The 14,072-nt window shown below is 35.1% G+C and carries 10 protein-coding genes; 9 read left to right on the top strand and 1 reads right to left on the bottom strand.

Translation table 11 applies throughout. The annotated features are described in order from the left end of the window. Positions 1 to 17: 17 nt before the first annotated feature. From ACHRV0_RS16575 to ACHRV0_RS16535, 9 genes are all read left to right on the top strand, one after another. Positions 18 to 1,481 (top strand): RagB/SusD family nutrient uptake outer membrane protein, encoded by a 1,464-nt coding sequence (locus ACHRV0_RS16575; RefSeq protein ID WP_395441655.1) that lies wholly within the window; start codon positions 18 to 20, stop codon positions 1,479 to 1,481. Between the two features lie 92 nt (positions 1,482 to 1,573). Next, entirely contained in the window at positions 1,574 to 2,494 is a 921-nt protein-coding gene (locus ACHRV0_RS16570; RefSeq protein ID WP_395441654.1) for a dihydrodipicolinate synthase family protein, read from the top strand. A gap of 29 nt (positions 2,495 to 2,523) precedes the next feature. Continuing rightward, entirely contained in the window at positions 2,524 to 3,696 is a 1,173-nt protein-coding gene (locus ACHRV0_RS16565) for a galactose oxidase (RefSeq protein WP_395441653.1), read from the top strand. 84 nt (positions 3,697 to 3,780) lie between these two features. Beyond that, positions 3,781 to 5,022, top strand: coding sequence for an MFS transporter (locus tag ACHRV0_RS16560; RefSeq protein WP_129022869.1), 1,242 nt, complete (start codon positions 3,781 to 3,783; stop codon positions 5,020 to 5,022). A 130-nt stretch (positions 5,023 to 5,152) separates the two neighbouring features. Further along, entirely contained in the window at positions 5,153 to 7,258 is a 2,106-nt protein-coding gene (locus ACHRV0_RS16555; protein ID WP_395441652.1) for a GDSL-type esterase/lipase family protein, read from the top strand. 116 nt (positions 7,259 to 7,374) lie between these two features. Further along, a complete protein-coding gene (locus ACHRV0_RS16550) occupies positions 7,375 to 8,559 on the top strand; it encodes an AGE family epimerase/isomerase (RefSeq protein WP_395441651.1) in 1,185 nt (394 codons plus the stop codon). Positions 8,560 to 8,642: 83 nt separating this feature from the next. Continuing rightward, positions 8,643 to 9,785: an exo-alpha-sialidase gene (locus tag ACHRV0_RS16545; protein WP_395441650.1), complete on the top strand. Its 1,143-nt coding sequence runs from the start codon at positions 8,643 to 8,645 to the stop codon at positions 9,783 to 9,785. Positions 9,786 to 9,848: 63 nt separating this feature from the next. Continuing rightward, positions 9,849 to 10,988 (top strand): N-acetylglucosamine-6-phosphate deacetylase, encoded by a 1,140-nt coding sequence (gene nagA, locus ACHRV0_RS16540; protein WP_395441649.1) that lies wholly within the window; start codon positions 9,849 to 9,851, stop codon positions 10,986 to 10,988. Position 10,989: 1 nt separating this feature from the next. Beyond that, positions 10,990 to 11,907: a DMT family transporter gene (locus tag ACHRV0_RS16535; RefSeq protein ID WP_395441647.1), complete on the top strand. Its 918-nt coding sequence runs from the start codon at positions 10,990 to 10,992 to the stop codon at positions 11,905 to 11,907. Between the two features lie 161 nt (positions 11,908 to 12,068). Here ACHRV0_RS16535 and ACHRV0_RS16530 read toward each other — a convergent pair whose 3' ends face one another. Next, on the bottom strand, positions 12,069 to 13,688 hold the full coding sequence (locus ACHRV0_RS16530; RefSeq protein WP_395441646.1) for an arylsulfatase: 1,620 nt from the start codon (positions 13,686 to 13,688) through the stop codon (positions 12,069 to 12,071). Positions 13,689 to 14,072: the final 384 nt, after the last annotated feature.

Below are 14,072 nucleotides of genomic sequence, written 5' to 3'. Positions count from 1 at the left end.
TTTTTAATACTAAAATCATGAAAAAGAAATTTCTTTTATATACAATACTATTTGCTGGTTTCTCTCTATTCACCTCTTGTCAGGACGAACTAGAACTAACATCTGATAGTGTAATTACCTCTGATAGTTTTTGGAAAACAGAAGACGACGCAAAAGCTGGTGTAAACGGCATGTATGTTAACTTCAGAATCCAAACACAACAAAATTATTATCTTCTTGGAGGTGCAAGAAGTGCCGAAATAACTGGAGGAGTTCAATCTCCATTAACATTAGCAAATTATTACAATAACAATCTTACACCGCAAAACATCGATGTTGATTGGGCTGGATTGTACACTACAATACATCAGGCGAATTTGATTTTAAAGTATGTCCCGCAAATTCCATTTAGTCCAAATACAGTAAAAGAGCAAAAAAGATACATTGCACAAGCATATACAATGCGTGCTTTATGCTACTTTATCATGGCGCGTTCGTGGGGCGGTGTTCCAATTGTTACGGAACCAACAGAAAACACAAATCAATCGCAATACATAATTCCGCGTAACACAATCCAAGAAACATTTGCATTTATAAAATCGGATTTAGACAAAGCAATTGCCAATTTTCCTGATACAGCAATTAACACAACGCAATTAGCAATGGCATCAGTTCAAGCCTTAAAAGCCGATGTTTATTTGTGGACAGCTAAACAATTGGGAGGAGGAACGGCAGATTTAAACACAGCTTTAGCCGCTGTGAATGCAATACCAGGAACTCCAACTTTATTGCCTAACTTTAAAGATGTTTTTGCGTATGATAAAAAAGGAAATGCCGAAGTGCTTTTTGCAGTTCGTTATTCCCTAGCAGATTTACCATCTTCATTGTCAGACAACTGGAATCAATTTATGTTTGTTGGCCCAAGTGATTTTGCTCCATTAACAGCAGCGCAGGCAACTGCCGTTTTTGGAACTTTAGGAACTGGAGCTGGTAATGCCGGAATCTCGAGAGTTCAACCTGATATTACAAGATTCAACTTTGCTGCTTCAGATACCAGAAAAGCAGCAACATATTTAACTTTATACAATGGTACAACTCCTGTTGTTACAGGAATGGTTAAATATAATGGAACGGTTGACGGTACAATTAGACGATTTGTAAGTGATATTATTATATATCGTTGGGCTGATGTTTTATTAATGAAAGCTGAAATTAAAAACGCTTTAGGTCAAGATCCATCAGCAGAAATGAATTTGGTTATGAAAAGAGCTGATGCAACGGCATCTTTCACAAACGGTTCTCAAACTGCAAATGATGATTTAATTTTAAAAGAACGTTTAAAAGAATTGGCTTTTGAAGGTAAATCATGGTGGGATTTGGTTCGTTTTAACAAAACAAGCTTAGTTCCATCTATGACAGCTGGTAAAGAAGTTTTGTTCCCAATCTCTCAGAATACCATTAATTTCAATCCAAAAATTGTTCAAAACCCGCTAAGTAAATAACATTTTAAAATACAAGTTTAAAATCAGGCTGAGAATCACAAAAAATCTCAGTCTGATTCAAACAAAATACATCAATAATAAAAAATACAATCATGAAAATTGAACATTTACAAGGTCTTATTGCTGCACCTTTTACTCCATTCGACAGCAGCGGAAAATTAGATTTAAGCTTGATTCCTCCTTATTACGCTTTTTTAAAAAGAAACGGAGTTACTGGTGCATTCATAATTGGTTCAACTGGAGAAGGTGTTTCTATTTCGCTTGAAGAAAAGAAAGCTGTTGCACAGGCTTGGGCTGATTGCTCGAATCACGATGCCGATTTTAAAGTAATGGTTTTTCTTGGCGGAACTTCGCTTACTGACTGCATCGAATTAGCAAAACACTCTTATGAAATTGGTTTATATGCCGTTTCTATAACTGCACCGTTTTATTTCAAACCATCAAACGTTGATACACTGGCAGAAATTTGTATTAAAGTCGGAGAAAGCGTTCCAAATATGCCTTTGTACTATTATCATATTCCAGTATTAACAGGAGTAAATATTGCAATGTATGATTTAGTTAGAGCGTTAGACGGAAAACTGCCAAACTTTGCAGGCGTGAAATATACACATGAAGATTTCATGGATTTTCAAAGCTGCATGAGTTATGCTGATGGTAAGTTTGATATGCTTTGGGGACGTGACGAAAACATGCTTTCAGCATTGGTTTTAGGTGCAAAAGGTGCTGTAGGAAGTACTTTTAACTACGCTGCTCCATTGTACTATGATTTAATCGACGCTTTTAATGCAAACGATTTGGTTAAAGCTCGCAAACTGCAGCAAAAATCTATTGACATGATTCGTTTCTTAGGGAAATACGGCGGAATTTCTGTTGGAAAAGCGTATATGAAATTGGTTGGACATGATTTAGGCGAATTTAGATTACCGGTTAAAAATATGAGCGCAGCACAATTTGAGTTATTCAAAAAAGATGTTGAAGGTTTAAATTTTGATGTATTTAAATCAAAATAATTAAGTTCGTTTTTCTAAAACAAGCCTTTATGAATACTGTATTTTCTTCTTTAATTTTTACCTTTTTTATGATGTCGACAACAATAAGTTCAGCGCAAAAAACAACTATAAAAAGCGTCGAATGGCAAAAAGCCGCGCAATTACAAAATGAAGACGGAAGCCTGTCTCTAGGTTTTGCAGGTCCGATTAACGGAGTTTATAATGACGTTTTTATTACGGCAGGCGGAGCAAATTTTCCTGATAAAATGCCTTGGGAAGGAGGAAAAAAACACTATTCGAAAGAAATTCATGTTTTAGAAAAAAACAAAGATCAATATCAATGGAATAAGAAAAATTCCATTTCATTGCCAGAACCTATTGCCTACTCAGGAAGTACATCGACAAGTCTTGGAATTGTGTATGTGGGAGGTGAAAATGAAAAAGGACTTTCTAAAAAAGCATATCTTTTAAAATGGAACAGCAAACAAAATGAAATTGAACTAAAATCACTACCCGATTTTCCTATCGCTGTTACCAATATTGCCTTGACTAGTTTAAATAATATAGTATATGCGATTGGCGGAGACGAAGCTGCAAAATCATCTGATTTGGTTTTTAGTATTGATTTAAATGCTGTTGAGCCGGAATGGAAATCACTTCCTAAATTGCCATTTGCTTTAGCGAATTCAGTTGCAATAGTTCAGAAAGATGAAAAAGAGACTAACATTTATATTATTGGCGGAAGAACAAAAACACCATCAGGAATAAGTGATTTACATAATACTACATTGGCTTTTAATTTAAAAAGTCAAACTTGGAAAAGTAAAGCCATAATTACTGACGGTAAAAACACAACGAATTTTTCTGCGGGTGCCGGTGTCGCATTTGGGAATCAATACATTTTGATTGCCGGCGGAGATAATGGAACTACTTTTCATAAAATCGAAACGTATTTATCCCAAATTTCAAAAGCTTCTTCAGAGGAAGAAAAATCAAAACTTATTACAGAGAAAAACATATTAAATACAACACATAACGGTTTTTACAATGCTATTTTACTTTACAACACACAAACAAATAAATGGTCAAAAATTGGAGAACTTCCCTTTCTTGCGCATGTAACTACGCCGGCAGTGTTATGGAACAATAAAATTGTTTTATCGAATGGAGAAATTAAACCTGGAATACGCACGCCGAATGTCATGATAGGAAGTATCAAATAATATCATTTTAAGATTAAAATCTAATACGTTTTTAAAACCTGCTAGATCTACCAAAACACAATCAAAAAAACCACATCAAAAAAAATGAAAAACTCTAAATATTATCCTTGGTTAGTAGTCGCCTTACTTTGGATTGTAGCGTTACTAAACTACATGGACAGGCAGATGCTTGCCACTATGAGACCATCTATGGAAAATGATATTCCAGAATTGGTGTCTGGTGAAAACTTTGGACGTTTAATGGCCATTTTTCTTTGGATTTACGCTTTAATGAGTCCAATTTCGGGAATTATTGCTGATAAGTTAAACAGAAAATGGCTTATTATAGGCAGTTTGTTTGTTTGGTCTGCTGTAACATATGCAATGGGTTACGCCACAACCTACAATCAAATTTATTGGCTGCGAGCTCTTATGGGCGTGAGTGAAGCATTATACATTCCTGCTGGTTTATCTTTAATTGCCGATTTCCATCAGCAAAAAACAAGATCGCTTGCCATTGGTATTCATATGACTGGTCTATATGTAGGTTCGGCATTGGGTGGTTTTGGTGCGACGATTGCTGCAAAATTTTCTTGGCATACGACTTTTCATCATTTTGGGATTGTGGGTATTGTGTATTCATTCATTTTAGTTTTCTTATTAAGTGAGAAAAAAGTCGAAACTAAAGTTTCTGATCCTGAGCTTAATAAAACACATGAAAAAGATTCATTGTTTAAAGGTCTGGCGTTATTATTTACCAATATTTCATTTTGGGTAATTCTATTTTATTTTGCTATCATAAGTTTACCGGGCTGGGCAACTAAAAACTGGCTTCCTACCCTATTCTCGGACAACTTAGGTATTTCAATGGATCAAGCAGGACCTTTAGCAACCATCACTATTTCATTTTCATCCTTATTAGGCGTTCTATTTGGAGGTATATTATCAGACAAATGGGTTCAAAAAAATATAAAAGGAAGAGTTTATACCAGTGCGATAGGCTTAAGTTTAACAATTCCTGCATTAATGCTAATTGGTTTTGGACATTCTTTATGGCACGTGGTTGGTGCAGTTTTATGTTTTGGTATAGGATACGGCATGTTTGATGCCAATAATATGCCTATTATCTGTCAGTTTGTTTCTTCAAAACACAGAGCAACCGCTTATGGTGTTTTGAATATGACAGGAGTTGCCTGCGGTGCATTGGTTACGTCATTGTTAGGTAAATCAGCCGATACCGGCAGCTTAGGTTATGGTTTTTCCTTAATGGCCGGTGTCGTTCTGGTTGCATTAATCGCTCAAATCAGTTTTTTACGCCCCAAAGTAAATGATTTTGCCGATGCCTAAAACGTAACGCAATCCCTTAATTTATTTATCCTGAAAATTAATTAGTTGGCTTTTGGTTTTATAAGTCAGGGCGGAGCCTTGCGCTCTGCCCAGCTTATAATGTATTAAGTTTTAAAAATTTAGTTAGAAAATGAGAATACTAAATCGAAATTTACTCTTGCTCGCCTTGTTTATTTTTGTGCTCGTTCACACTAAAATAAATGCACAGCAAAACACCGTAAAAGTTGCCTGTATTGGAGATTCTGTTACCGCTGGATATCTTCTAGCCAATTCAAAAACAGAATCATATCCTTTGCAGCTCCAAATTTTGCTGGGTAATAAATTTGAAGTTCTAAATTTTGGACACAGCGGTGCAACACTTTTAAAGAAAGGAAGTAAGCCTTATTATAAAACAGAAGAATGTGCCAAAGCTATTGCTTATAAACCAGATATTGCCATTATTCATTTAGGCTTAAACGATACTGATCCTAGAAACTGGCCGAATTACAGAGAAGATTTTAATGCTGATTATTCTTGGATTATCGATACGTTAAAAAAACAAAATCCAAAAGTAAAAATATACATCTGCCGCATGACTCCTATTTTTAACGAACATAATCGTTTTAAATCTGGAACACGAGATTGGTTTTGGCAGATTCAGGAACATATCTCTCAAATTGCAGTCACAAATGACGTAAAACTCATTGATCTTCATGAAAAATTATACAATAGACCCGATCTTTTTCCAGATGCTTTACATCCAATAAAAGAAGGTGCAGCAATCTTAGCGCAAACTGTTTATGAAAATATCTCTCAGAATTTTGGAGGTTTAAAACTTGGCGCCGTTTTCAGCGATAATATGATACTGCAACGAGAACATCCAATTGTAATTTACGGAAACGCAAATGGAGGCAGTAAAGTTGAAGTACTTTTTGACAATCAAAAAGAAATCGTAACCACCAATGAATATGGAAAATGGAAAGCCATTTTTCCTGCTATGAAATCTGGTGGAACACATCAAATTAAAATTTCATCAGAAAAGAAAAGCATTGTTTTAAAGAATATTTTAATTGGAGATATTTGGTTCTGCTCGGGACAATCGAATATGGCATTTCCACTGAAAAATGCCGAAAACGGAACTTCGGTCATTAAAAATGCTCAAAGCAATACGACATTACGTCTTTTTAATTTTGAAGTTCTTCGAGAAACAGATGAAAAAGCTTGGGATGCTGTTGCTTTAGAAAAAACCAATCAATTACAATACTTTTCAGGAAAATGGAAAGTCTGCGATTCTATAAGCGCTAAAAACTTCTCGGCAATCGCCTTTCATTTTGGTCAAAATATTAACAGAGAAGAAAATGTACCAATAGGTTTAATCGAAGTTGCAGTTGGCGGATCTCCTATCGAATCCTGGATAGACAGGTATACTTTAGAACATGATGATAAAGTTATAGATGTTTTGACCAATTGGCGAAAATCTGATTTTATAATGCCTTGGGTGAGATCACGTGCAGATGAAAATTTAAAAAATGCTGTAAACCCAAAACAACGCCATCCATACGCACCAAGCTATAACTATGAGGCAGGAGTTGCCCAATTTACAGAATTTCCCATAAAAGGATTTCTGTGGTATCAAGGCGAAAGCAATGCACACAATATTGAATTATACGAGCATTTAATGCCTGTAATGGTTCAAAGCTGGCGAAAAGCTTGGGGAACTTCCCTGCCCTTTTATTACGTACAATTATCAAGTATAGATCGTCCGTCTTGGCCCTCATTTAGAGATATGCAAAACAGAGTTCAGAAAGAAATTCCAAACAGCGCTATGGCGGTGAGTATGGATTTTGGCGATTCGACAAATGTACATCCGATAAGGAAAAAACAAATTGGAGACAGACTAGCTCTACTTTCCTTAAAATACACTTATGGCAAAAACATAATTGCGGAAGGTCCAGCTATTTTAAAAGCGATACAAAAAGGAGATGTAATTCTAATTTCTTTTTCAAATGCAAAACAATTACAAACTCCAGATAAAAAGGAATTAATCGGTTTTGAATTTGTAACCGAAAAAGGAAACAGAATGGAATGTAAAGCTGAAATAGTCAATAATCAAGTAGAGATTACTATTCCGAAAAACGAAAAGATTAAAACGGTCTTATATGCGTGGCAACCTTATACGAAAGCCAATTTGGTAAATGAGGAAAATCTGCCATGCTCGACTTTTCAAACGGAAGTAATTTCTTCAAATATAAATTAGAATACATCTCCCAAAAAACATATAAAACTTTTACACATTGAAAATACGATACAAAAAGTAAAATATAGTAAATCAAAGCCTAACGATATTGGTAGGTATAAAAAAATACTTAAAAAATGAGTTATACAACGACAGACCTGATAGATTTAAAAGATTTTTATCAGAAGCAATTACTTAAAAACACCATTCCTTTCTGGTTTCCTCGCTCTATTGACACTGTTCATGGCGGTTATTTGTTAATGCGAAATCAAACTGGTGAATTAATAGATGATGATAAATCGGTTTGGTTTCAAGGACGCACAGCTTGGCTTCTTTCAACGCTTTATAATACAATTGAACCGAAACAAGAATGGCTGGACGGCGCAAAATCAGGTATCGATTTTATAAACAAACATTGTTTTGATACGGATGGAAGAATGTTTTTTCATGTAACCCGCGATGGAAGTCCTATTCGCAAACGCCGTTATTATTTCTCTGAGACTTTCGCTGTTATTGCCATGAGTGCTTACGCTAAAGCAAGCGGTGATGAAAAGGTCGCTGAACAAGCACGTCATTTATTTGGAGAATGTATTAAATATGCCACCACACCAGGATTGTTAGAATCAAAATATACTGCTGTACGTCCGGCGAAAGGAATTGGTTCTCCAATGATTATGATAAACACTGCACAACAAATAAGAGAAACTATTGGTGATCCTAGATGTGACGAATGGATTACTAAATGGATTGCTGAAATCGAAAACGATTTTGTTAAGCATGATATTGAATGTGTAATGGAACAGGTTGCTCCAGATGGTTCTATAATTGATCATATTGACGGACGAACTTTGAATCCTGGACATGCTATTGAAGGTGCTTGGTTTATCTTGCATGAAGCAAAATATAGAAATAATGATCCTCATTTAATAGAACTCGGCTGTAAAATGCTCGATTACATGTGGGAACGCGGCTGGGATAAAGAACATGGAGGAATTTTGTATTTTCTTGATGTATACGGAAATCCTGTACAGGAATATTGGCAGGACATGAAATTTTGGTGGCCTCATAATGAAGTAATTATTGCCACACTTCTCGCCTACACTATGACTGGAAATGAAAAATATGCAAAATGGCACAAAATGATTCATGACTACTCTTACAGTAAGTTTCATGATAAAGAAAACGGAGAATGGTTTGGTTATCTGCATCGAGACGGAAGCGTTGCACAAACTGCAAAAGGAAATCTTTATAAAGGACCTTTTCATTTACCACGCCAAGAATGGTACTGTCTGCAGCTTCTAAATGAAACTTTAAACCAATAATTTAGATATATTAGCAACAAAAATTCGTATTTTATTGAGCGTTTCTGAAAAAGAAAACTCAAAAATCTATTTTTATTTTAATTATGAAAAAATATTTCACATTACTATTATTAACTTCTGCAGCAATGATTTATGCTCAGAAGGACACTTATAAAATCGCAGATGGCGTAATCACTAGTCAGGATTTATTTAATAAATCGATGGTTAAGGATGTTTCTTGCTTTAGAATTCCATCTATAGTTACGGCTCCAAATGGCGATTTAATTGCTGCTATTGACGAACGTGTTCCTTCTTGCGGTGATTTAAAATGGAGCAAAGACATTAATATTGTTATTCGCAGAAGCGCTGATAATGGAAAAACATGGTCGGAGATTGAAAAAGTAGCCGATTTTCCTTTTGGGCAATCTGCGTCAGATCCTTCGATGATTGTTGACAAACAAACTAATGAAATCTTTTTGTTCTATAATTTTATGGATTTAGACAAGGAAAAAGATGTTTATTATCTGCATGTTGTAAAAAGCAGTGACAATGGTAAAACTTGGAGTAAAGCTCAAGATATTACGAGCCAAATTGCGAAACCGGAATGGCATAAGGATTTTAAGTTTATAACTTCTGGACGCGGAATACAAACAAAAAACGGAAAGTTGTTGCATACTTTAGTAAATTTAACGAGCGGCTTATATATTTTTGGAAGTGATGATCATGGAAAAACATGGTACTTTATTGATACACCTATAAAACCTGCAGACGAATCCAAAATTATTGAATTGGCTGACGGAAGCTGGATGGTTAATGCAAGGGTAAACAAAGGCGGAATGCGATATGTGCATACTTCTACTGATGAGGGAAAAACTTGGAGCACTAAACCAGAACCTAAATTGGTAGATCCAGGATGTAATGCTGAAATTATTCGATACACAGCTAAAGCTGATGGTTATGATAAGAATAGAATTTTGTTTTCGAATGCTAAAATGGAAAAGGATAGAATGAATCTAACGGTTCGTATTAGTTATGATGAAGGAAAAACATGGACAGAGGGAAAAACTATATATGGCGGCGGATCGGCTTATTCGTCTCTTACAATACTTGAAAATGGAGATATTGGAGTATTTTTTGAAAAAGACGATTATACTCAAAATACTTTTGTAAGCTTTTCATTAAAATGGCTTACAGATGGGAAGGACAATTATAAAAAACCTTCTCAAAAAGGAAAATCAAAGAAATAAAAACGGCTTAAACTCAATGTGGATTTAGAATTTGCTGGGTAGTTTAATTTACATAACAAAACAATGAAACAAGCTATTGTCAATGCTATTGTGCATACAGGTGAGGAAATAATTGATAACGGTGTGATTATCATAGAAAATGGAGTTATTCTTTCGGTTCAAAAGGAGATTCCAAATGATATACCTCAACTCGATTTAAAAGGAAAGCATATAGCAGCAGGATTTATAGATATTCAGATAAATGGAGGTGAAAAACTTTATTTCAGCCAAACTCCTACTGAAGAAACGATTCAGGATATTTATGATTCAAGTTTAAAATATGGAACAACTCATGTTTTGCCTTGTTTAATTTCATCGTCTAATGAAACGATTCTGAAAGGAATTGAAGCGACTCGAAATTACATTCAAAAACACAACAATGGTGTAATTGGAATGCATTTAGAAGGCCCGTTCTTAAATCCTTTGAAACGCGGGGCGCATAGTATCGATCAGGTTCGTAAACCAACAAATAGTGAACTTGAAGAAATTATTAGATACGGAAAAGATGTAATAAAAGTAATTACAATCGCACCGGAATGTTTTACTGACGAACAATTAAATATGCTTTTAGAAAGCGGCATTACAATTTCGGCAGGACATTCTACAATAGGTTATAAAGAGGCTCAGCATTATTTTTCGAAAGGTATAAACCTTGTAACACATTTGTTTAATGCAATGACTCAGTTTGGTCATCGCGAACCAGGATTAGTTGGTGCTGTTTTTGAAAATGAAAATGTTTATGCACCGGTAATTTTAGATGGAGCGCATTGTGATTATGCTGCTGCGAGATTAGCTTATAAACTTAAACAAGATAAATTCTTTTTGATCAGTGATGCGACATTTTTAGGACGAAAAGTAGAAAGTTTTAAATGGGATAATTTTGATGCTCATCTTGAAAATGGCTTTTATAGAAATGATGAAGGTAATTTGGCTGGAGCCACAATCTCCATGTTAGAAGCAGTTCAAAATGCATATAATCATTTGAATGTTTCTGCAGATGAAGCTGTAAAAATGGGAACAACACGTGTTGCAAATGCAATTGGATTAGGAGAAAAATTTGGAAAAATAAAAACGGGCTTTCCTGCAAGTTTTGTTCAATTCAATGGTGATTTATCCAATATAGAAACGTTGCATTTTTCTAAAACCTCAACGGCAGTTTTATAAAATGGTTAAAGAAAAACTGCTTCCGATTACTGCTAAAATCAAGGAATTTAAAATCATTTTTGCTGGAGTATTATTTGCCTTTTTATGGGCATCAGCATCGACTGCTACCAAAATAGGTCTTCATGCTGCGCAGCCTTTTGTGATTTCTATTTTTAGGTTTGTAATAGCAGGAAGCATTATGCTTTTTATTTCTCATATTTTAATGGCAAAACGGCTGCCTCAAAAAAAAGAGTGGATTCAAATTAGTATTTATGGTTTGTTTAATATTACTTTTTATTTAGGCTTATATGTTGTTGCTATGCAAAAAGTATCTGCCGGTTTAGGGAGTTTGGCTGTTGCGACTAATCCTGTTTTTATTGTTTTGATCTCGGCGATTTGGTTATCTCATAAAATTAAAATCAAAAACATTCTTAGTCTGGTTCTTTGTTTTATTGGTGTGTTTTTAGCGGCATATCCTTTATTACAAAACAGTTTTGCAACTCCTGGCGGCATACTTATTTTGGTTGCAAGTATGATCGCTTATTCGTTAGGAACTATTTATTATTCTAAACAAAACTGGAACGGATTACACATTCTTACCATAAATGGGTGGCAAACCATTATTGGAGCTGTGTTTCTGATTCCAGTATTATGGATCACCTATCGATCTGATCAAAATGTTTTTAACAGTGATTTCTGGTTTTCGACTTCGTGGCTGGCTATTGCTGTTTCTATTGGAGCAGTTCAGTTTTGGTTGTATTTATTAAAAATTAATCCCATAAAAGCCTCTTATTGGCTTTTTCTATGTCCAATTTTTGGATTCTTAATTGCCTATTTTATGGTAAATGAACCGCTTACTTTGTATACCCTTTTTGGTGTAATCTTTGTAATAATAGGATTGTATACCAGTCTTTCTATCGACAGAAAGAAAAACACATAAGTAAACTACCATTAAATTGATTTTTTGAAGAAGAGAAAAGCCTTTTTAGCCACAACTTTTAAGGCTTTCTTTTTTACACATTGTCAATACAATTGATTTTATTCCATAAAAAAAGCCCGACGTAAATCGGGCTTAAATGGTATAAAGTAAGATAGAATTATTTAGTTTTTTGGATCAACACTCAAAGCCGGCATCGACAACTGCTTGCTATTTAGTAATTGCTTAGCTTGTTCAATGGTTCTGTATCTGCCAATCTCCATTGGTCCGCCATAAGCACCACTTTGTTGTGGTCTTGGAGGAACAGCAGCATAAGTTTTCATAAGTTCAAGAACAACCTGATCAAAAATTACCATTGTCCATGTTTTCTCTGTAAAACTGTTCATGAAAAGATCATAACGCTCTTGCGGGTCTTGCCATAAATCGTACACAGCGGGAACGGTTGCAATATAGGTTTGATCACCTCTCCAACCCAGTTGTTGTCCTGGTGTATCACTTCCTGCCTGCGCACCATTATCTCCGCGTGTATTAAATACTGCTTTCCATTTTCCGATACGTGCGGCTCCAGGAGACAACTCATTTTCTGTAAAATAAAACCATCTGTCACGAAGTGGTTTTCCTTTTTTGAATAAAACATTCGACATATCGTAGCTGTCAAAAACCATTGGTTTACCTTCTCTATCATTTTTAGGCAGTTCAACTCCTGCAAGGCTTGCAAATGTTGCCATCAAATCTAAACCTCCCACGATATCATGGCTTTGGCTTCCTGCTTCAATTTGACCAGGCCACCAAGCAATAGCTGGAACTCGGCTTCCTCCTTCTCTATCTGTTCCTTTTGATCCTCTAAATGGCGTATATCCAGAATCAGGATGAACGTCTTGCCATGCTCCGTTATCAACTGTATAAATTACAATGGTATTATCTGCAATTCCAAGCTGACGAATTTTATCCATAATACGACCAACATTATAATCCATTTCTACAACGGCATCACCATATTTGCTTTTCGCTGGTGATTTTCCTTTAAATTGTTTTGATGGTAAATTAGGCTGATGGTTTTTGGCAAAATTGATACACATAAAAAATGGATCTTTTGATTTTCCATATTCATCAAGCTGTTTTAAATTATTATCTACCATATTCATATCCAACTCCGCAATGTTTTCTTCTGTTACAGGTCCTGTATCACGAGCTGGTTTTCCTGCTTCTCCTTCAAGAATACCTTTAGTTGCTTTTTTAATGAAATCAGAAATTTCAGGAGCCATATCAGGATTCCATGAAGGGAAACAATACGTATAAGCATTTAAGTGATACAAAACCACATTTTGCATTTTATCAAAACCATGTGCAATTGGCATAGCATAATCTGCTTCACCCAAATGCCATTTTCCAGAAAAATAAGTTTTATAATTTGCCTTTTTCAAAATAGATGCCAATGTCCATTCAGCAGCAGGAAGTCCACCTCCTTCACCCTGAAAAGCAACAGTTGTCATACCGCTTCTGTTTGGAATTCTACCGGTAATCATTGCAGCTCTTCCCGGCGTACAACTTGGCTGTCCATAAAACGACCAAAACTGCATGCCTTCCTTAGCCATTCTGTCCAAATTTGGAGTCGGCATTCCACGGCCAACACCACCGCCATAAGCTCCTAAATCTCCCCAACCTGTATCATCAGAAATTACCATAATGATATTTGGTTTCTTTTTCGTTTGAGCACTGACAACTCCAATAGAAGCTATGCAGAACAAACATGCAAAAAATATTCGTAAGGCATTTTTTTTCATAGTTTAAAATTTAAGGATTACTTATAAATGAAATTGTATGGGAATACTTTTTAATTATCTGCCGAAGACTTTGTGCAAATAATTGATTCTCAAATTTAGATAATTCCACAAGCCGATAGGAGTCAATACTTTGTAATAATGTTCCATATTATAAGATGCAACCAATTTCTTTCTTCAAGAAAAAAAAGTTTAAGTCAATATTTCTCACAAATCGACTTGTAAATCTTTTCTATATCTCACTCTAAAGCCCACAAAACACAAAGCGCAATATATCAGTTCGTTACAAAAAAACAAATACAATAATTCACCTTTTCTTCTACAAAAAAGCTCATCATAAAAACTTATTTAATTTACTTTTCTTGTTGCATATTATAACTTGAAACA

The organism is Flavobacterium sp. FlaQc-30 (assembly GCF_044005885.1).
GTDB lineage: Bacteria > Bacteroidota > Bacteroidia > Flavobacteriales > Flavobacteriaceae > Flavobacterium.
This window is presented reverse-complemented; position numbering and strand designations above follow the sequence as displayed.